The organism is Mesorhizobium sp. M0772 (genome assembly GCF_040320135.1).
Taxonomy (GTDB): Bacteria; Pseudomonadota; Alphaproteobacteria; order Rhizobiales; family Rhizobiaceae; genus Mesorhizobium.
The window spans coordinates 95262-115877 of sequence record NZ_JAMYPB010000004.1; the positions used below are offsets into that span (position 1 = coordinate 95262).

Consider the following 20616-nt stretch of genomic DNA (forward strand, 5'->3'; position numbering starts at 1 on the left):
GAATCAAAACGGCGGGAAAGATCCCGCCGTTTTGCGTTTATCAAGCTTCGGGCCCGTTCAGGGCTTCTTGGCCGTGCCGAGACCGGCCTTGGGCGCCGCCGCGGCTGCGGGAGCCGGGGTCTTCATCTTGGCTTCGATCCAACCCGTATAGTTGGCCAATCGCGTGTAGATGCCATAGGCATTCTTGTGGCCGCAAGCGGCGGTGCCGTCGGACGGACCTTCGCCCCAGGAGACGACGCCGACCTGGACCGGACCGTTGGCGCCGGTCATGAACAGCGGACCGCCGCTGTCGCCGTTGCAGGCGTCGCGTTCGCCGCTGTCGGTGCCGGCGCAGATCATGTTCTTGGTCAGCGGATCCGACATATCGGCGGCGATCGCATTGGCGGCGGCATCGATGCCCTTTTCCGAATAACGCATCCGATGCGAGAGATCGCCAAGTGCCGCCTTCAGGTCATGCGCATAGATCGACTTGATGCCGCTGTTGCAGGCAGCGCTCGGCTCGAGATCGAGATCGGCCACCATCAGCGCGGTCGGGAAGGTGCCGTCCTGCATCTTGCCCCAGCCGATGACCGTGGTCTTGCCGCTGTCTGGCGTCGGCTCATTGGTGATCTTGATGACCGGCGCATCGGCGGGCTCCGCCAGCCGGAGCAGGCCGAGATCATTGTCCAGCGTCTGTTCGCTGTAGCCCTCGTTGACGATGACCTCGACCACCTTGTAGCGCTTGCCTTCGGTAAGATCGGTGGCGCCGGTCAGCACGGTCACCGTGTCGGGCGAAATCGGCCGGCCCTTGTCGTTGAGGCAGTGCGCCGCCGTCAGCACCCATTGCGGAGCAATCAGGCTGCCGCCGCAGAATTGCGCGTTCGGCTGCGAGGCCGGGCTGGGGTCCAGCCGGGCGCTGGTCAGCAGCGCCACCTGGAACGGATAGGCCCCTTTGTCGGCTTCCTTGCCGCCATAGACGCGGTCGGCCCCGTCGGGATTCTCGGCCTTGGCCTTGTCCCGGGATTCGGCGACGCGCTGCATCGGCGAGACCGCCGCTTCCGGCCTGGCGGCGTCGTCGGCTGCATAGAGCGCGTTGACGGCGGGGAAAGCGGCCGCGATGCCCAGCAGCGATGCAGCGGCAAGCGGCCTGAACCGATGGATAATGTTCACCTTGAAACCCTCCTGAGATGAAAAATGCCGAGCCATGCCGCCATGACGCATAACCAACAGAAGCGGTACCGGTACCTCGATCGCCTTCTGCCAGAACGAACGACATCCGCGCGGTCATAAAACCGAAATACGACTTTTGCTAATCGTGCCCCATCGGGCAGAGCCCACCCAAACCCTATAGCCCCCCACGGGCTACGTGGAAGCGATTTGTCATTGCCAATGTTGGATTATTTTAGGCAGTATATCGACGCGGGTGCGTTTGGCGGAGGGCTTTAACGAGGCCGCCCGGACCGATGATCCGATACGGGCGGGTAACCAAACTAATTTTTTAACTCCACCACGATCTCGACAATATTTCTGTATTTTGCTCCACTCCTTGCTGACTTTTGGGAGAGTCTCACCATGACGAAACTGACAAGCACTATCATTGCGTCCGCACTGCTATCCACCGCACTGTGGACGATGCCTGCCTTCGCCGCCGATCCCGGCTCAGCGAATGCCGGCAATGGCGAAAGCATGCGCGATCTCGGAACGGGCGACTACCAGCCCGGCCGTGCAAAGCCGATCGCGCCGCCGAAACTGACCGAAGATGAAGCCAGCCGGGCAGCGCCGCTGACCGACGAGGGCACGGCGGTCAAATCCTATGGCATCGTCGGACGTTCCGCCGATGGCAAGGACATCAAGATCGATGCCGGCGAGACGCTGAAGGACCTTGTCATCAAGGAACTGAATGCGCCCGCTAACGCACCAGCGGCCAACAAGACCGGGCTGACGGGCGGCGACGAAGCCGGCCGCCAGGTGTTCGGGGCCGACGACCGCGAGCAGATCAAGAACACCAAGACGTACCCGTTCACCGCGATCGGCTATATCGAAGGCAAAGCCAAGAGCGGTTACGGCAGCTGCTCGGGAACCCTGATCGGTCCGCGCACGGTGCTCACCGCGGCGCATTGCCTCTACAGCAATGAAGACAAGGCTTGGCTCGACGACGTCATCTTCGTGCCGTCGCTCAACGGCAACACCGCCGACGATGCACCGTTTGGCGCTTTCAGCTACGAGAGCGTCTATATCTTGCAGGGCTTCATCGACAATTATCAGGGTTACTACGGCTCGGTCATTCCGTGGGATCTCGGCGTCATCACGCTGAAGCAGGATGTCGGCACCAATCTCGGCTGGCTGGGTTATGCCAACTATGAGAACCTCGGCGATTTCACCGCAAACATCGTTGGCTACCCCGGCGACAAGCCGATGGGAACGATGTGGAAGGCGACCTGCGAAGTGAAAGCCGAAAACGTCGGCGCGGAGTATTTCCAGTATGACTGCGACACCTATCCGGGATCGAGCGGCAGCTCGGTCTACGCCTATGATAATGGCGCCAAGCAGCGCGTCGTCACCGGCGTGAACGTGGCCGAAAGCCCCAACGCCAACACTGCGGTGCGCCTGAACGCCGCCAACGTGGCGTGGATCAACAGCCTGTACAAATAAGGCTGAATGATCTTTCGCCGGCAAACAGCGGCGATAACCAGCACTACCAAACCGGCGGCGGGACGTTCCTGCCGCCGGTTTTTTTTGTATCGAAACACCTCTCTTGCACTGTGTTGCAGCGGTGCTTACGCTAGGCGATCCAAGGGGTTGGGTAAGATGGCGCGGGCAAGAATGATCTTCGGGGTCAAAGCGATGGCGGCTGCATCCATGCTGGCCGCACTGACATGCTTTTCCGCTATGGCCGATCAAGGCGGTGCCGCACCCGATGGCGCCTGGGCCGAGCGGGTGCAAATCCTCTATCAAAGCGAAACACGTTCGGTGCTGCGCAAGAATGTACGGGTCTGGGATTCCCACCCGGAATTGGGTCTTGATTTCACCTGGGAGCCGGCAGCCGGCGTGTCGCCGGACCGCACCGTCGCAGCCGACGGCACCGTCAACGGCAAGGGCAGGCTGGTCTGGCGCGTACGCGGCTCGGCGAGCTACGACCCCAAGACGATCTATTCCAGCTATTTCGGCGAGATCAGGAATGGCCGCCCCGAAGGACAAGGCCGGCTGGAGCTGCGTTCGGGCGAGATTCTCGACGGCCATTGGGTCGCCGGCCAGCTCGACGGCCATGCGATCCATGTCGATGCCGACGGCAATCGCTATGAAGGGCAATTCAGGGCCGGTGTGCCGAATGGCGAGGGCAGGCTGGAGACGAAGACAGGCGAGATATTCGTCGGCTCTTTTGCCGATGGGCTGAAGGACGGCAAGGGCCGCACCCGGCTGCCCGGCGGCACCGTCTACTGGTCGCAATGGGCGATGGGCAAGGAGATCGGCGGTGCGCGCCCCGATGTGCTGGCCGATGCCAGAGTGGGCGGGTTGCTCAAGGCGCAGACCGGCGGCGGTTCCGCCGACAAGGTCGAGATCGGCATTGCCGTCGACCAGCGCATGACGCAGCAGGCCGACATGCAGTACCAGCATCTGGTGCGCGACGAAGACATCGCGATCTATCCGGTGTCGGACCAGTACAACGATGCCTGGAACGGCACCGGAGAGATTCGTACCGGCAATGTCTATGAAGGCATGGACTGGGAGACGGCGCCGGCCTTCGCCGAAGTCGACCTCAAGACCACCGACCAGTCGAGGGTCAAGATCGACAGCCTGGAAATGAAGGTGGCCGCGAGCGAGGCCTACCGCAAGCCGATGCTGTCGATCAGCGAGCACTATGGCTGCGTCGGCTTCCGCCCCGACTTCTCGATCGTCAACAATGGCTGGGGCGACGTGAAAGACATGAAGATGTCGATCCAGTTCACCAGGACCGACGAGGAGGACAACGCGACCGGCGAGCCGAGCCGCATGTTCACGAAGGACATCGGCACTTTCGGCGATGGCGTCGACGTCTCGATCAAGGACGTGCTGACTGAAGCCGGCGTCGACACAACCACGCTCGAGACCGAGCGCTTCACCTGCCCGTCAAGGGACAGCCTGGATGTCTGCCGCGCCCAGGTGGCCAACAAGGTCAAGTTCGGCGACGTTGCCGATTACATCAGCGGCAGCGTCGAGAAAATGAGCGTGACCGGGATTGGCAAGCTCGATTATTCCTGGGCGGACGATCAGGGCGCTGTCTACCAGCAGAGCGAGCCGTTTCGCGTCATCGTCTCGCTGGTCAGCATCGAGGTCCCAGAATCGCTCGCCGAATGCGGCGATGGCGGCGGCGCGTCGCCCGAAGCGCTGCGCTACCAGAACATCGAATTTCCGATCGGCAAGACCGATTACAGCATCCCCATGCCGGTGCGCGGCAACAAGAATCTCAGCGCCTACACGGCACGGCTGAAAATGTGGTCGTCAATGTCGTCGATCCATCGCTTCAGCATCGCCGCCCATTTCGCCGATGGCAGCACACGCGAGAGCAAGCCGGCCACGTTCTTCTATTTCAGGCCGAAGCAGTCGCTGTTCGAAACCAGCACCAAGCCGGCGGTCTGCTATCTGCCGGAAGATCTGCAAGGCTGTTGAGGTCTTGTCACGTCCTTTCGGGAATCGCGTCATTTCGAGCCCATCTCGAAAAAATTGGGCAGCGGGATCAGCCGGGCAAAGATCGTGCCCTGGCTGAACACCCTGAGTTCCAGCATCGACCCGGACGATCGTTCGGCTTTCTGGTCGAACAGGAAATTGCCGAGCGAATAGATCTCCGCAACATCGCCGCCGCCGAGCGGCAGGATCGCCTCGCTCGATACATGTGGATGACCGCCGACGATTGCCGTGACACCGCGCAGCCGCATCTGGTCGGCAAGCATCTCCTCGCGAGGCGACGGCTCCGTCTTGTACTCGCGGCCCCAATGGACGAAGGCAATCACCGGCCGCTCGGCATTGTCGTGCAACAGCCGGTCGAGCAAAGCAGGCGTCAGAAGGTCGGTGTTCCTGGAGCCGTTGGTATCGATGTCGGTCAGCCCGACCAGGTCGAGATCGGCAAGCGCCAGCGTCTCGCCCTGCCCGAAATGGGCGATGCCGGCCGCATCGAGTGCGGCCAGCGTCTCGGCATAGCCTGACGGGCCGAGGTCGTAGGCGTGATTGTTGGCGAGGCTGACAGCGGCGACATGCAATTTCTTGAGCATGTCGATGGCGAGGTCTGCGGGCATGGCCAGCGTCATGTCGTCGATCGCTTCAGGGACGTTGGGCAGGATCACGCCTTCGAGATTGACGATCAGCGGCCGCGAGCGGGTCAGGGCCAGCACGCTTTCGACGATCTTCTCGGCAACACCGTCGCGGACCAGGATCTTCTTCATGGCGCGGCCGAAATTCACGTCGCCCGCGAAATAGTAGAGCTTGTCGTCGGGACGGGCAGGATTGTTGAAGCCGGGGCCGAAGGCGCCGAACAGCGCCACGACATAGCTGGTGGTGCGCTCGACATAGTCGCTTGAATGCGCCTGCGAGTTCTCGTTGGCGACGACCAGCGGCGCAGCACCGAACAGTTCGCGCTGCAGCCTGGTCTGGATATAGAGCGCACCGACCGAATCGGCGTGATCCGGCTGGCGCAGCGCCGCGATGCCGTCGAGCGAACCGGCGGCGAGCATGTTCAGCGTCTGCTGGTCGAAACGCCTGGCTTCGTGCTGCGGCAGATAGTGGGAGAAATCGGTGGATTCGACGATCAGCGTGTCCTTGTCGACGATCGCTTTCAGCGCCTGCGCCAGCCGGTCCCAGTCGGCTCGCTTGGCTTTGACCGACATCGCCACCGGCACGATTTCAGCTTCGGGGAAATAGTGATGCAGGAAAGGCAGCATCGCCTGCACGCCATGCTCCCTGGCGAACAGGCAGGAGTCTTCGACCATGTCGCTGTTCGCTTCCAGAAGGTGCACGGCTTCCGTGTCGGCCTGGACTGGACCGAGCACTGTTTCAAAACCGCGCGGCGTCGTGGCGAAGAGTTTCTGCGTCTCGTGGAAATGGTCCGGCGACAGGATGACGATGCGCTTGTAGCGGAAGCCGGACGCGGCGTGGAAACCGAGTGCGACGAGATCTGAGACGAGCAGGTGGTGGGGGACTGTGATGCCGGTGAGGCGTTGGTTGGACGGCTCGATTCTGGCGACGGCGGCGATGGCGTCGGTGAAGAGTGTGGGGTCGGAGTAGAAGGACGGGAAGTTTGTGTCGCCGGGCGGGCAGGTGATGGGGGCGGCAGACGCTTGGAGAGGAGACAAGGTGAGGAGGGTGACTGCAAAGATCAGCAGAATGGTCTGCGCCCAGGCACCCCCCTCTGTCCTGCCGGACATCTCCCCCTCAAGGGGGGAGATTGGCAGCTTGATCGCCGGCCCATCTTCTGAAACTTCGATGATTGGCGAAGTCGCGGATGTCAGCTGATCTCCCCCCTTGAGGGGGAGATGCCCGGCAGGGCAGAGAGGGGTGTCCGGGCGCAAACCTCTCACGGCTCAGCCAGCACAATGTTCTCCACGCCGCCGACATAGTAGAACGGCTTCTGCTTGGACGCGGTCAGCCGCAGCACTTCGCGCGAGATGTAGTCGGCGAGGCCGAACAGCGTCACGCCGCCGTCGGAGGTCTTGGCCCGGCCGCGCAGGCCTTCGAGGATCGAATAGGTGAAGACGCCATGGCCGAGCTCGGGCAGTTCGGCGGCGGTGTTGTTGGCAGCGGTGGCCGAGAAGACGACGATGCGTGCGTCCTGCGCGTCTTTTTCCAGGCGCGGGTTGAAGGCGTTGGCGGCGTGGCAGGTGTCGAGCAGCATGAAGCGCATGCCCTTGGCCCGCTCAACCGATTTCTGGATGTCGCCCCAGTCGACCAGCGAGGAGCGCTTCCAGCGGTCGGCATCCTGTTTGCGGCCGTCCGTGGGGATGAAATAATAGTCTTCGTCGATGTTGATGCCGTGACCGGCGACGAAAATGATGGTGGTGTCGTTCTCGCCGGGTCTGTCGAGGAAGTCGGCGAGCTGGTCGTCGATGGTGTCGGAATCCGGTTCCAGGATGGTGTCGGCGCTGGCGACCTTGAACACGTCCTTGCCGGAATCGGGCGCCTCATCCAGCGCTTCGCGGTTGACCAGAACCAGCGTCTCCATCGCCGAAAACAAGGGCGCGGATTTCTGCGAGATCACCTTGAGGAATTCGGTGGCGTCATCGACGGGATAGCGCAGATCGCAGGCGTGGCCGGCGCATGCATCGGTGAGGAAAGGATATTTGTCGACGCCGATCACGGCGACGTAGAGCTTGCCCTTGTTGGCGGGCTTTTCGGTTTTCCTGCCAAGTGCTGTGACACTGCGCTCGGTCAGATAGCCGAACTCGTTGGTGCCGGTGATGCGAATGGTGTTCTCGCCATTCTCGACCGGCACTTCGACGATGGTGCTCTTGCCGCCATCGGCCGAGCGCGCCGTGACATTGCCGACATTGCGGCTGTTCGACAGGATCGAAAACCCGGCGACGTCGGCGCCTGCTTCCTGCACGCCTGATATTTCGACGGCGACATAGCCTTCGCGGACACTGCTCTGGTCGGCGGCAAGCTTGATGCCGAATTCCGGCGGTTTGCGCTCGAGCAGCTTTTCCAGCTGGCGGTCAACGCCGGGACGCATTTCCTGGACCGCCTGTTCGGCGCTGCGCAGGATGATGGCCCGGCGCACCATTTCCGGGCTCCAGAGATATTTCTTCAGCTGGCCGGCGCTGATGAAACGCCCTTCGTGGTCGCGGCCCTGATTGACGTGCCAGCCGATCAACTTGTCGCCATCGGCGGAGGAATAATAGTAGCCCTGCGGCATCCAGGCGATCCATTCGGAGTCGGCGAAGAACATCGACACGATCAGTTTGTGGCTCTTCAAATTCCACAGCCGCACGGTCTGGTCGGCGCTGCCGGTGACCAACAGCCTTTCCTTCTCGACGGCAACCATGGCGTTGATCTCGCCGGTGTGGCCGGTGAATTCACTCGATACCTCGGCGGTCGCGGTTTTGTATTCCAACAGCGTGCCGTCGCTGCCGCCGGTGATCAGGCCAAGCCCATTGCCGATCAGCGTGTAAGCCGAATGGAGGAAGCCATTGGTGGCGGAATTCTCGATGCTGTGCATCACCTTTCCGCCGCTCGCGATTTCGAGCACGGCATTCTCCAGGCCGTCCTTGCCGCCGGGGACGGCGCGAAGCAACCACCCACCGTCGGTCAGTGCCGCGCGGGCATAGGCGCCCTGTTCCGCCAGCGCCTCCGGGTCCTCGAAGAACCGCTCGGCCGTCGGTAGCGCCAGTACCTTGTCCAGCGTGCCCTGCAGCTCGGGACAGGACACGCGTTCAGGGCAGGGGTTGGTGTTGCCCCAAGCGATGGAGCTGCTCGCCGCATCGATCCCGATCGCCGTCACCGGTTCGCCGACCCCTTGCAGCAGCGCCTTGCGCTCGCCGGTCATGGGGTTCCAGACCTGGATGGCGTTGCGGGTGCCGCCGGCTGTCGCCACCAGCGAGCCGTCGGCATTGCCGGCGCCAGCAAAGACCGTGCCGTCATGGCCGTTATAATCGAGCAGTTGCTCGCGGCTGTCGGTATTCCAGACCGCCGAGCGATGCTTGTCGGCGCAGCGATAGCTGCATGACGCCACAAGCCGCGAACCCGTGGCGAAGCTCAGAGCGCCGATCTGGAAATCCTGCTTCGGCATGGCGCGGACGAATTTGCCGGTGCTGGCCTGCCAGAGCTGGACGTCGCCGTCCTTGCTGCCGGTGGCGAACAGCCTGCCATCCAATGACACGGCGAGTGCGGCGACGCCGACATCGCGCAGCGGTTCGGCCTCGGCGGGCAAAGCGATTTCCTCTGACTTGGCGATGTCCCAGAGCCTTATGCCGTTGTCGGTGGTCGTCGCCACCAGCCGGGTTCCCGCAGCGGCGAAGGCGAGCTTTTCCACACGCCAGGAATCGGCATCGAGTTTTTCCGCCAGCGTCCAGCCCGACGCGGATTTGTCGTCCGCCCGCCAGAGGTAGACGAGACCATCGCCACCGCCGGCGGCGAGCGTGTTTCCGTCGGGTGAAAAGGCGACATCATACATGGCATAGTCAGCGGCCTTGAGCACGGTTTTGATCTTGCCGGTGGTGAAATCGAACAGCCTGACATCGCCATAAGGGGGCTCGTCGCCGATGCCGGCGCCGAAATAACCGCCGGCGGCGATCGTCTCGCCATCCGGCGACACGGCAATCGCAAAGACCTTGCCGTCATTGCCATTGCCAAGATAGCCGCGGATGGTGCGGAGCGTCACCCCGCTCTGCCAGTCCCAGATGCGGATGGTCTTGTCGTCAGATGCGGAGACCAGTTCCTCGCCGTCCGGCGTGAAGGCAAGGTCGGTGACCCTGGCGCTGTGGCCGCCGGTGTTGAGATCGAGATGGAAATCGAGGTCCTCGGCACGGGCGACCGACGCCAGCGCCAGAAGACCGAGCATGACCAGCCACCGGAAAGCACGCAGGGCATGGGAGCTGACCGGCACCTTGTTGCGCCGCTATTTGGAGTCGGCGGACGGCGGCGACCCGTGACGCACATAATTCTCGATCGCCTGGGCATAATTGGCGGAACCGGCCTTGCGTTCTTTTTCGATGTAGCCGGCAAAATAGCTCCAGAACGACACCGCATAGTCGCGGAAATAGGCATCGGCGACATCGCGCGAACAGAGCTTGCCCTCAACGCAGATGGAGAGACGATTGAGGAAATAGACGATGCGATCAAAATTGTCGTTGAAATCGGCGATCGGCATGGTGCCGCCGCCGGCAGTCATCGCCTCGATGCCAATGCGTTGCCGGAAGACCTGTTCCTCGGTCGGCGACGGCGTGGCGCTGAGCAGATTGTCGTATTTGGCGTTGAGCGACGACAGGCGCTCCTTGAGCGCGCGCTGCGCCTGCTGAAAATCCTTGCTTTCCCAAAGCTCGACCAGCGACATCGTCTGCTCGACGCGCTTCTGTTCCTGGTTTGCGAGAAACTGGAAGACCGAGAAGGCCAGGGTGAAGACGATCGCCAGGCGCACGGCGAGACCCGACCAGGCATAGATCAGCATGCGCCAGTCGCGGTCGGTGAACGGGTTGGCTTCCTTCTTGATCTCGTGACTGCTCGGCCACGGAAAGCCTTCGGTGGTTTCGGGCAAGGTCGCCGGCTTCTTGGCCGGCGGAGGCGCCGATGTGACCGGCGATTTCTGCGTTGCAGTGCCCCCCGGCCTTTTCATCCGCAGCTGTCCAGTTGGATGATGGCGGTGGGATCGAGCACGATGCCGGGTGTCTCCAGCTTCTTTTTCAGGCAATCGAGCTGCGTGCGCGAAATCATGAACTGCACGTCCGGTTCGGCAGCCGCCTTGCTGGGTGACGGCAAGGGCTCGACCACGCCGCGCGAGGCGCAGCTGGAGAGATCGACGACAACGGCCGTGTTGCCGGTCTTGGCGATCTGGTCGTACTGGTCGAGAAAGCAGGTGGCGAGCTCGGAATTGGTGACGATCTGCTTGGCGCACAGGCCGCAATTCTCGTCCGCCGAGGCGCTGGCAACCAGCAACAGGCTGCCGGCAAGGCCGACCGTCGCTGCACGCCAGGAGAGCACGGGGATAGTCACTGATGTCCTCATCTGTTGCATCCAGCCGCGGCGCATAGAAGTGTCGCGAGCCGGGAATGTTCCTATATCACGCCGGCAAGAGCCGGCGAAGCGATGTCAGGTCAGGCGCGGGGCACCGTCTCCATCGGGAAGATCATCACCGCGCCTTTGGGACCGCTCTTGTCGGCAAGCCGCATCACCGAGCGCGTCGCCGGCGCCATGCCGATGTCGGCCAGCATGTCGGAAAAACCAGGCGTTCCCGATGCGGCACGCGTCACGGCGCGCACGCCTTCCTGGGCAAGAAAGCTCAGATCCTCTTTCTCGCTCTGCGGCGGCGCCTCGGTCAGCACGGCAATCATGCGCTCCATGCCGAAGCTGGTGTCGGTGAAGGCGAGCAGCCCTTCCTTCAGGCCCTGATCGGCCTGCTGGTTGATCGGCGCCAGCCGCTCGGCGACGATATGGGTGATCGAATAGTCGCTGCCGATGTAGAGCACGTTGATGTCGACGAACTCGTCGGACCCGTTCTTGGCCGCAATGTGTACCTGATCGCCCGGCGAAACGCGCGGCACCGTCGAGGATTCGATCGGCTCCAGCACATCGCTGTCCTGGCGCTTGATCAGGAACTGGACGCTGACCTCGTCCGGCCGGTAGTCGGACGCCGCGGCGAGCCGCGACAGGCCGGTGGCGCGGAAGATCGTGGTCAGGTTCTTGGCTGTGTTTTCCGCAAGCTTGTCGCGGCCATCCTGATGGATGACGATGCGCGGCGGCTTGCTGCCGTCCTTCAAGCTGATGTCGCCGGACGCCGGCAGGAACCACAGCGCCGGTTCGTCGCTGGCGTTGGCGGCAGCGCCGTCCATGGATTTTTCGCGCAGCACCGCAAGCCGCAGATCGGCGCTCTTGCCGGGCTCGACCAGCGCGATGTGGAAGCCGGACTTCGGCTTCGCCACCAATTCGTCCAGAACCGAATTGACCAGCTCGGTTTCTTTATCGAGCCCTGCGGTCGGCGCCGGCTTTGCCACCAGCAGCTTGTAGTCGACTGCGAGTTCGGCAACGCGCGCATAGGCGCCGGCGGGCACCGCCGTCGGCGCAAGCGCCGGCTTGCCGTCGAATTCGACCGGTGCGAGCTGGCTTTCGAGGTTTTTTGCCAATTTCACTTCGAGATAGCCGACGGCGTCGGAGAGCTTCGACAGCGCCGAAGGCAAAATGGCGAGCTTGCTGCCGGGGGTCAGACCCTGCAGCAGCCCGGCGCCGATCGCGACATCGCCGTCCTTGACGGCAATCGGCCATTGCATGACGGCGTCGGTCTTGTCGGTGCCGAACACGCGGGCGTCCAGTTCGCCCTCGAACAGGGGCGTCGGCCTTGTGCGGCCGTCGGCCGAATATTGCTGCAGCACGGCCTGGCCGAGCTGGCGATAGGTGACGTTGGGGTTCTCGGCCAATTTCGACAGGATGGTGAAGGTGAACAGGCCGAAGCGCGGCGCGTCGGGCGTGCCCTTGGGCAGCGGCATTTCCGGCGTCGTCTCGACCGTCTGCGCGGCATAGAAGGCGACCAGCTTGCCCCTGGCGATCGGCTCTGCGCCGGTCGGCGTCAGGTTGAAGGCCGGCTTGCGGCCGCCATTCTCGTCGAAACCGCGCGATGCGCTTGCCGAGATGTCGTCATAGGCCTTCACCGCCGCTGCTCTCGCCGCGTTGTCGCCGCCGACGAGGTCGGCGAACTCGACCTTGCGCTCCAGTTCGTCATCGACTTCCGCGGCGCGCGTCGCGGTGCCCGAATGGCAGCAGTCGAACACCACCCAGACAAAGGCGCCCTTGTCGCGGATGGCGTCGAGTGCGGCGCCGACCTCGTTGTCGACCAGCGCGTTCGGCACGCCCTCTTCGCGGTTGATCCATTTGTCGATATCGGACGGCAGGAAAATCTCGTCGAGGCCGTCGGTCTCGTCACCGGCCTTGGCTTGCGGCTGCTGGGCGCCGTGGCCCGACAGATGCAGATAGACGAAATCGTCGCGTTGCACCTTGCCGGCGAGGTCGGCAAGGGCGGCCTTGATCGCCGCATGCGTCGGCGGGCCGTTGGCGCCTTCGACGTCCTTGGCGAGCAGGATCACATTCTCGGCCGAGAACTTCACCGGATCGGGCGTGTTCTTCAGGAGATAGTCGCGCACCAGGCCGGCATCGTTCTTCGGCCCGATCAGCCAGTTCTTCTGCGGCAGGTTCGGATAGTCGGTGCAGGCAACCAGCAGCGCGTGATAGGTGCGCGAGGCGGCGAGAGCGCGGAACGAAACCGTACCGGCAGCCACAAGCGCCGACGTGCCGACGAGCAGCGTCCGTCGTGTCAGTTTGATCATAATTGCTTCCCCAAGCCCGATCGAATTTGCAAGTGCGGCACCTTTCGTCGCGAATTTTGTCAGTATTTTGAATGTGGTCGGTGCCGTCAATCGGCGGTGGTGGTCATGGTGTCGATGGCGATAACGGAAACAGTGGCAAAAAGCCTGCTTCATCGCTATCTCAAGAGAATTGAGACCGTCGCATGGCAGAAATGATTTGCGAGCGGCGCTGGATCAAACAGATGGAACGTGATGTCGTCCGAGAACCGCTCCACACTTTTCGGCATCATGCTCTAAACGATCGGAAAACGGGATCATGGCGGCAAGGGATGTGCTGACGAAGAATCAGCTGAGCGTGCTCGAAAAGCTCGAGGCCGCCAGCGGACCGCTCAGCGCCTATACGCTTCTCGACCAGCTGCGCGAGCGCGGTTTCCGCGCGCCGCTACAGGTTTACCGGGCGCTCGACAGCCTGGTGAAGTCAGGCTTCGTGCACCGGTTGGAAAGCCTCAACTCCTTCGTCGCCTGCGCCGAACCGCACGACCATACGCATTCGATGACAGCCTTCGCTATCTGCGACACATGCGGGCAGGTGATGGAGATGTCCGACCATGACGTCGACCATCGGCTGGACGAATGGGTGCGCTCGACCGGGTTTGCTGCGAAGAAGGCGGTGATCGAGTTTCGAGGGACGTGTGCCAAGTGCCTGGCTGAGGCGGCTTAGCTTGCTTCCTACTTGAGCCGAGGCGGTGCGCTATTCTCGAATTCGTTCAAGAATGTCTCATAGACGACGTACCGCGTAGGCCCAGGTGTTAGCTGCTCCATAAGCAGGGGTTTCACCTCGTCGAGCCAAGATAATTTGCCAAGGCCAGACCCGATTTTTGGCAAGGCGATGGATTCTACCCGGTTTTTGTCGGCCCATTTCACAAGCCCGCGAACTGCTTTCCGTAAATAGGGAAGCGTGGCGTGATACATATCTGGCTGGGTTGCCAGATAAATGAAGCCCGGCCGATTGCCGTCTGGCTCCAATGTCCAGATATGACCGCCAATAAACCTGCCGGTCCGAGCATATTTCTTGAACGCAGCCTGCACATTCGGCCACTTTTTCGAAATCTTCAGCGCAAGTCCGGTGCCAAGGCCCTCTTGATTGCCCTCTGCCACGCCTTGAGCGATATAGCTTTCCTTGGCGGCCAGCAGGTCTCCCGTGACAAAGACAATCATCGCACCTTCAATGCGCCTCGTCCCAGTTGTTCGCCGCCCGCGCATCGACATGCAGCGGCACCGACATCGAGATGGCCGGCATCGGCGCGTTCTCCATCACCCTGCGCACCACGGGGATCGTCGCCTCGACTTCCGCTTCAACCGTCTCGAAGATCAATTCGTCATGCACCTGCAAGAGCATGCGGGCGGACAGGCCGGCCTTTTCCAGCGCCTCGTCCATATGCACCATGGCGCGGCGGATGATATCGGCAGCGGTGCCTTGCAGCCTGGCGTTGATCGAGGCGCGCTCGTTGAAGGCACGGATCGACGGGTTTGACGACCGGATCTCAGGATAGTGGATGCGGCGGCCGAAGATGGTTTCGACGAAGCCATGTTCGCGCGCATAGGCCTTTGTTGCCTCGATATAGTCGCGGATGCCGGGGAAACGCTCGAAATACTTCTTGATGTAGGCGCCGGCCTCCTCGCGCGGGATCGACAGCTGGTTGGCGAGCCCAAAGGCCGAGATGCCGTAGATGATGCCGAAATTGATCGCCTTGGCGCGGCGGCGCACTTCGGACGGCATGCCTTCGACCGGCACGTTGAACATTTCCGAGGCGGTGATGGCGTGGATGTCGGCGCCATCGGCGAAGGCCTGCTTCAACTGCGGGATCTCGGCGACGTGGGCAAGCACGCGCAGTTCGATCTGGCTGTAGTCGGCCGAGACCAGTTTCTGGCCCTTGTCGGCGATGAAGGCCGTCCTGATCTTGCGTCCCTCCGCGGTGCGCACCGGGATGTTCTGCAGATTGGGATCGGAGGAGGACAGCCGGCCCGTCGTCGTTGCGGCCAGCGCATAAGATGTGTGCACGCGCCTGGTGTCGGGATGGATGAAACCGGGCAGCGCGTCGGTGTAGGTCGATTTCAGCTTGGTCAGCTGACGCCAGTCGACGATCTTGCGCGGCAGTTCGTGGCCTTCGGCGGCGAGGTCTTCCAGAAGCTGCGCGGAGGTCGACCATTGCCCGGTCTTGGTCTTGGAGCCGCCGGGCAGGCCCATGCGGCCGAACAGGATGTCGCCGAGTTGCTTTGGCGACCCGATGTTGATGCGCTCGCCGACAAGGCCGTAGATTTCCTCTTCCAGCCGTGCCGCGCCTTGCGCCAGCTCGCCGGAGAGCCGCGACAGAATCTGGCGGTCGACCGAGATGCCGCGCTGCTCCATACGCGCCAGAACCGGCACCAGCGGACGCTCCAGCCGCTCATAGACCGAGACCAGGCCCTTGGCGGCCAGCCGCGGCTTCAGCACCTGCCATAGCCGCAGCGCTACGTCGGCATGGCCGGCGGCGTAGGCGGTCGCCCGGTCGATGTCGACCTGCTCGAACCCGACCGAGCTTCTGCCGGAACCGGCGAGGTCCTTGAGCGGCGTCGTGGCATGGCCGAGCCATTTGTCGGCAATCGAGGACAAAGTGTGGTGGCCGGTGCCGGCGTCGAGCACATAGGAAATCAACATCGTGTCGTCGAAGGGTGCGATATCGATGCCGTGGCGGCTCATGACGACGATGTCGTATTTGGCGTCCTGGGCGATCTTGAGCACCGATTTGTCTTCCAGCAGCGGCTTCAGCAGCGCCAGCGCCTCGCGGACCGGAATCTGGTTCTCCAGCGTGCCGCCGCCGAGCAGGTCGCCGGCGCCGCTCTTGTGGGCGAGCGGCACATAGGCGGCGCGGCCGGGGCCGATCGCCAGGGAGAAACCGATGAGGTCGGCCAGCATCGGATCGGAAGACGTGGTTTCGGTGTCGAAGGCGACGATCCCGGTCTCCTTGGCTTGGGCCAGCCAGGTCTTGAGCGTCGCCGTGTCGCGGATGGCGACATAGGCGGCGGGATCGATTTTGGCCGCAGCGGCCGTTTCCAGGCGAAGTGCGGCAAGCAGCGAAGGGGCGTCGCCGGCCCTGGCGGTTTCGGTTTTGGCTTCATCCTGTGTTGCCGCAGGCGCCGCTATGCCGGAACCGACATCGGGGCCGTGCGCGGTGTCGGCGCGCTCGACGGTGACGGCGACAGCCTGCACATCGCCGGCTTCGGTGCTGGTCGCTTCAGCAACGCGCCGGGTCAGCGAGGTGAATTCCATGGTTTTGAGAAAGCCGATCAGCTTCGGCCCATCCGGCGCATGCAGCACGAAATCGTCGAGCCCGTCGGTCACCGGCACGTCGTTCTTCAGCGTCACCAGCTGGCGCGATATGCGCGCCTTGTCGGCATTGGCGATGATGGATTCGCGCCTCTTGTCCTGCTTGATCTCGCTGGCCCGGGCGAGCAGCCCGTCAAGGTCGCCGAACTGTTCCAGAAGCTGCGCCGCCGTTTTCGGCCCGATGCCGGGTACGCCCGGCACATTGTCGACGGAGTCGCCGGTCAGCGCCTGCAGGTCTATCATCTTTTCCGGCGGCACGCCCCATTTCTCGATGACTTCGGGGATGCCGATCTGGCGGTCCTTCATCGGGTCGTACATGCCGACCGTGGGTCCGACCAGCTGCATCAGATCCTTGTCGGAGGAGATGATAGTGGTGTCGCCGCCGGCCTCGCACGCCAGCCTGGCATAAGTGGCGATGAGGTCGTCGGCCTCGTAGCCTTCGATCTCGATGCAAGGCAGGTTGAAGGCCACGGTTGCCTGGCGGATCAGACCGAATTGCGGGATCAGGTCTTCGGGCGGTGCGTTGCGGTTGGCCTTGTATTCCGGGTAAAGATCATTGCGGAAGGTTTTCGACGAATAATCGAAAATGACCGCTAAATGCGTCGGCACGATGCCTACATCGGTGTTGCGGGCGTCCTGCATCAGCTTCCACAACATGTTGCAGAAGCCGGAGACCGCGCCGACCGGCAGCCCATCGGATTTGCGGGTCAGCGGCGGCAGCGCATGATAGGCGCGAAAGATGTAGCCGGAGCCGTCGATAAGGAAGAGATGGTCGCCTTTTTTCATGCCGGCAGGGATAGCGCGGCAGGACGGCGCGGTCCATGGCAAAGGCGGGCTTCCAACAGGTGTTGCGGCGACATGCTGACAGAGCCTGCCTGCCGATAGGTCCTGCTGCTGTTTGCCTCGGCGCTCACGGCTATGTTACAAAAGTGTAATTTTTGTGCCCTTGAAACGCCACGATCCGAGACACAAATAAAGGTCATCGGCAGTTTTCGCCGAGTCCGGAGCAAGGCCCGTCCCCCGCCTATCCCGGACAATTGCGGCAGCCTATCCCCCCTCTCCGGGCTGCCGCATCGTTTCGAGTAAAAGACCGCCGTGGTTCCCCTCCACCACGGCGGTTCTTTTTTGCCTTCTGACAAGTGTTTACGGTCCGTGGTCCAACGATCGCGGGCTTTTCGTTTTGATGCGCTGCCTTTACGGTCCCGGCACCGAAAAGAAAGGCCCGCAGTAATGTCCACCATTTCCTCCGTCCTCGACCGTCTCGACAAAAATCTCGACCAGAGCCTGGAGCGCCTGTTCGGCCTGCTCCGCATCAAGTCGATCTCCACCGATTCAGACTATGCCGCCGACTGCCGCAAGGCCGCCGAATGGCTGGTGGCGGACCTCAAGCTGATCGGCTTCGACGCTTCGGTGCGCGACACGCCGGGACACCCGATGGTGGTTGCGCACCATGAAGGCCCCGCCGGTTCGCCGCATGTGCTGTTTTATGGCCATTACGACGTGCAGCCGGTCGATCCGATCGAGCTTTGGGAGAACGACCCGTTTGCGCCGGCGGTCAAGGAGATCGAGCCCGGTCACAAGGTAATCACCGGCCGTGGCTCGGCCGACGACAAGGGGCAGCTGATGACCTTCGTCGAGGCCTGCCGCGCCTGGAAGCAGGTGCATGGCAATCTGCCCTGCCGCATCACCATCCTGTTCGAGGGCGAGGAGGAGTCCGGTTCGCCGTCGCTGAAGCCGTTCCTCGAGGCCAATGCCGATGAGCTCAAGGCCGATTTCGCTCTGGTCTGCGACACCGGCATGTGGGACCGCGAAACGCCGTCGATCTGCGTTTCGCTGCGCGGAATGGTCGGCGAGGAGGTCACCGTCAAGGCCGCCGATCGCGACCTGCATTCGGGCCTCTATGGCGGCGCCGCCGCCAACCCGATCCGCATCCTGGCGAAAATCCTCGCCGACATCCATGACGAGAACGGCCACATCACCATTCCCGGCTTCTATGACGGGGTCGAGGAGACGCCGTCGCAGATCCTGAAATCCTGGGAGACATTGGGCGAGACAGCCGAGACCTTCCTCGGACCGATCGGCCTCTCGATCCCGTCGGGCGAAAAAGGCCGCTCGGTGATGGAACTGACCTGGGCGCGGCCGACGGCCGAGTTCAACGGCATCATCGGCGGCTATACCGGCAAGGGGTTCAAGACGGTGATCGCTGCGGAAGCATCATCGAAAATCTCCTTCCGTCTTGTCCACAAGCAGGACCCCGAGAAGATCCGCGCCGCGTTCCGGGAATTCGTCGAGGCGCGCATTCCCAGGGACTGTTCGGTCGAATTCCACCCGCATGGCGGCGGGCCGGCAATTCAGCTTTCCTACGACTCGCCATTCCTGGCCAAGGCCAAGACTGCGCTGTCGGATGAATGGCCGAAGCCAGTGGTGACGACGGGCAGCGGCGGCTCGATACCGGTGGTCGGCGACTTCCAGACCTATCTCGGCATGGAATCGCTGCTGGTCGGGTTCGGCCTCGACGACGACCGCATCCACTCGCCCAACGAGAAATACGAGCTGACCTCCTTCCACAAGGGCCAGCGCTCCTGGGCGCGCATTCTCGATGCGCTGACGCGCTGAGGAGGCTGGGAAGTTTTCTTGTTGATTTTTCAGCGGATCGCGGCGAGGACGAGTTACGCCGCGATCCGGAGACAACTATGCCCGACATCCGCTTCCACAAGAACGATCTGCCCGACCTCGCCCACTACAATGTCGACGCGGTGGCCATCGATACCGAGACGCTGGGCTTGAACCCGCACCGCGACCGGCTGTGCGTGGTGCAGATCTCGCCCGGCGATGGCTCGGCCGACGTGATCCAGATCGCGCCCGGCCAGAAGAAAGCGCCGAACCTCGTCAGCCTGCTCCGCAACCGCGGCATATCGAAACTGTTCCACTACGGCCGTTTCGACCTCGCCGTGCTCTACAACGCCTTCGGCGTCATGCCGGAGCCGGTGTTCTGCACCAAGATCGCCTCGCGGCTGACCCGCACTTATACCGACCGGCACGGCTTGAAGGACATCTGCTTCGAACTGCTTGGCGTCGGCCTGTCGAAGGCGCAGCAATCGTCGGACTGGGCGGCCGAGACCCTGTCGCCCGAACAGCTCGAATATGCCGCTTCCGACGTTCTCTATCTGCACCGTCTGCGCGAGGTGCTGGCTGGACGCCTGGCGCGGGACGGGCGCACCAAGGAAGCCGACGCCTGCTTCCGCTTCCTGCCGACGCGTGCCAAGCTCGATTTGATGGGTTGGGACGAAGAGGATATTTTTGCCCACAGCTGATGGCCTTCGGATAACGCTTCCGGCAGCCTTGCAACCAGACACGCGTCGTGGCGTTCTGTCGACTCAATGAGGGGGATGACGTGGCAGACCGCAAACCGATAGCGACCGCCCCGACGGATGGATCCAAGGTCACTGTTCTGTGGAAGGACGGCGCCGGCGTCGTCAGCGAATCCGTCGGGCAATATCGCGACGGCGCCTGGTGGGTCTACACCGACAGCGATACCCAGAAAAAGGTCGACCCGACCAGCTGGCGGCCAGTCTCCAGCGACGATGACGACGATCAATGAGCGCCGCTGGCGGGTGCAACTGCTTTCGCATAGCCTGAAGTCGTTGATATGGAGGCCGATTCGGGGCCTTCCGCTCCGTAGCCTCTCTTCCTGGAGGAACGCGTCATGGGCATCGAAAGCCTTCTCATCTTCATCATAATCGGCGCCATTGCCGGCTGGCTCGCCGGCCTCATCGTCTCGGGCTTCGGCTTCGGCCTCATCGGCAACATCATCGTCGGCATTATCGGCGCCCTGATCGCCGGCTGGCTATTTCCAAGGCTCGGCTTCGCTATCGGCGGCGGCATTCTGGCTGCCATCATCAACGCCACGATCGGCGCCGTCATCCTGCTGGTGCTGGTCAAGGTTCTGAAGCGAGCTTGACGCTCTAAGTTTTCATTCAACGCAATTCCTCAGGAGAAAGCCTGTGCTTTCCTGGAATTGCTGCCAAAGGAGCGCGCCGTGAAACAGAACACTCTCTATCTCCTTGTCGGCGCGCTCGTTGTCGTGGTCATCGCGCTCCGGTGCATATGTCTATCACGAACAGACCAAGCCCAAGGGCGTCGAACTGAAGATCGACGACAAGGGCATTTCGATCCAGCAGAATTGAAATATTCGGGGTAGCCAGGGCCTCTGCCTTTTGCGGCAGACAGGCCGCGAGGATGCGCCTTTCGGACCCAGTTGGCGGCAGCGGATTTTAGAAATTCTTAAGGAATTCCAGA

At 62.6% G+C, this 20616-nt stretch carries 15 protein-coding genes; 7 read left to right on the forward strand and 8 right to left on the reverse strand.

Translation table 11 applies throughout. From position 1 onward, the window contains the following. Positions 1-57 precede the first annotated feature (57 nt). Positions 58-1149, reverse strand: coding sequence for a S1 family serine peptidase (locus NKI06_RS04150; protein WP_023713445.1), 1092 nt, complete (start codon positions 1147-1149; stop codon positions 58-60). Between the two features lie 402 nt (positions 1150-1551). Here NKI06_RS04150 and NKI06_RS04155 point away from each other — a divergent pair, with 402 nt between their 5' ends. Both NKI06_RS04155 and NKI06_RS04160 read left to right on the forward strand, forming a co-directional pair. Then, positions 1552-2631 (forward strand): trypsin-like serine peptidase, encoded by a 1080-nt coding sequence (locus NKI06_RS04155; protein WP_352984173.1) that lies wholly within the window; start codon positions 1552-1554, stop codon positions 2629-2631. Positions 2632-2823: 192 nt separating this feature from the next. Further along, positions 2824-4626 carry an MORN repeat-containing protein gene (locus tag NKI06_RS04160; RefSeq protein WP_352984175.1) on the forward strand — a complete coding sequence of 601 codons (1803 nt, stop codon included), beginning with the start codon at positions 2824-2826 and terminating at the stop codon, positions 4624-4626. Positions 4627-4655: 29 nt separating this feature from the next. Here NKI06_RS04160 and amrB read toward each other — a convergent pair whose 3' ends face one another. The 5 genes from amrB to NKI06_RS04185 form a co-directional block, all read right to left on the reverse strand. Further along, a complete protein-coding gene (gene amrB / locus NKI06_RS04165) occupies positions 4656-6374 on the reverse strand; it encodes an AmmeMemoRadiSam system protein B (RefSeq protein WP_352984176.1) in 1719 nt (572 codons plus the stop codon). 149 nt (positions 6375-6523) lie between these two features. Beyond that, positions 6524-9502 carry a hypothetical protein gene (locus NKI06_RS04170; protein ID WP_352984178.1) on the reverse strand — a complete coding sequence of 993 codons (2979 nt, stop codon included), beginning with the start codon at positions 9500-9502 and terminating at the stop codon, positions 6524-6526. 57 nt (positions 9503-9559) lie between these two features. Next, the gene (locus NKI06_RS04175; RefSeq protein ID WP_352984180.1) at positions 9560-10273 is read right to left on the reverse strand and encodes a DUF4760 domain-containing protein; all 714 of its coding nucleotides are present in this window, start codon (positions 10271-10273) and stop codon (positions 9560-9562) included. After that, positions 10270-10662: a hypothetical protein gene (locus tag NKI06_RS04180; protein ID WP_027049727.1), complete on the reverse strand. Its 393-nt coding sequence runs from the start codon at positions 10660-10662 to the stop codon at positions 10270-10272. The genes NKI06_RS04175 and NKI06_RS04180 overlap by 4 nt, the downstream gene beginning before the upstream one ends. A gap of 89 nt (positions 10663-10751) precedes the next feature. Continuing rightward, positions 10752-12971, reverse strand: coding sequence for a caspase family protein (locus NKI06_RS04185; protein WP_023704223.1), 2220 nt, complete (start codon positions 12969-12971; stop codon positions 10752-10754). A gap of 295 nt (positions 12972-13266) precedes the next feature. On the opposite strand from NKI06_RS04185, the gene NKI06_RS04190 reads away from it, so the two are divergent. Continuing rightward, positions 13267-13671: a Fur family transcriptional regulator gene (locus tag NKI06_RS04190; protein ID WP_023669789.1), complete on the forward strand. Its 405-nt coding sequence runs from the start codon at positions 13267-13269 to the stop codon at positions 13669-13671. Positions 13672-13679: 8 nt separating this feature from the next. Here NKI06_RS04190 and NKI06_RS04195 read toward each other — a convergent pair whose 3' ends face one another. Both NKI06_RS04195 and polA read right to left on the reverse strand, forming a co-directional pair. After that, entirely contained in the window at positions 13680-14168 is a 489-nt protein-coding gene (locus tag NKI06_RS04195; RefSeq protein ID WP_023728547.1) for a macro domain-containing protein, read from the reverse strand. A gap of 7 nt (positions 14169-14175) precedes the next feature. Continuing rightward, a complete protein-coding gene (gene polA, locus NKI06_RS04200) occupies positions 14176-17103 on the reverse strand; it encodes a DNA polymerase I (RefSeq protein WP_023744079.1) in 2928 nt (975 codons plus the stop codon). Between the two features lie 444 nt (positions 17104-17547). On the opposite strand from polA, the gene NKI06_RS04205 reads away from it, so the two are divergent. The 4 genes from NKI06_RS04205 to NKI06_RS04220 all read left to right on the forward strand — a co-directional run bounded on the left by NKI06_RS04205 (position 17548) and on the right by NKI06_RS04220 (position 20278). After that, on the forward strand, positions 17548-18933 hold the full coding sequence (locus NKI06_RS04205) for a M20/M25/M40 family metallo-hydrolase (protein WP_352984182.1): 1386 nt from the start codon (positions 17548-17550) through the stop codon (positions 18931-18933). A gap of 77 nt (positions 18934-19010) precedes the next feature. Beyond that, the gene (locus NKI06_RS04210; protein ID WP_023698188.1) at positions 19011-19631 is read left to right on the forward strand and encodes a ribonuclease D; all 621 of its coding nucleotides are present in this window, start codon (positions 19011-19013) and stop codon (positions 19629-19631) included. Between the two features lie 80 nt (positions 19632-19711). Next, complete coding sequence (locus tag NKI06_RS04215; RefSeq protein ID WP_023683046.1) at positions 19712-19918, forward strand: hypothetical protein; 207 nt, start codon at positions 19712-19714, stop codon at positions 19916-19918. Positions 19919-20023: 105 nt separating this feature from the next. Then, complete coding sequence (locus tag NKI06_RS04220; protein ID WP_023704219.1) at positions 20024-20278, forward strand: GlsB/YeaQ/YmgE family stress response membrane protein; 255 nt, start codon at positions 20024-20026, stop codon at positions 20276-20278. Positions 20279-20616: the final 338 nt, after the last annotated feature.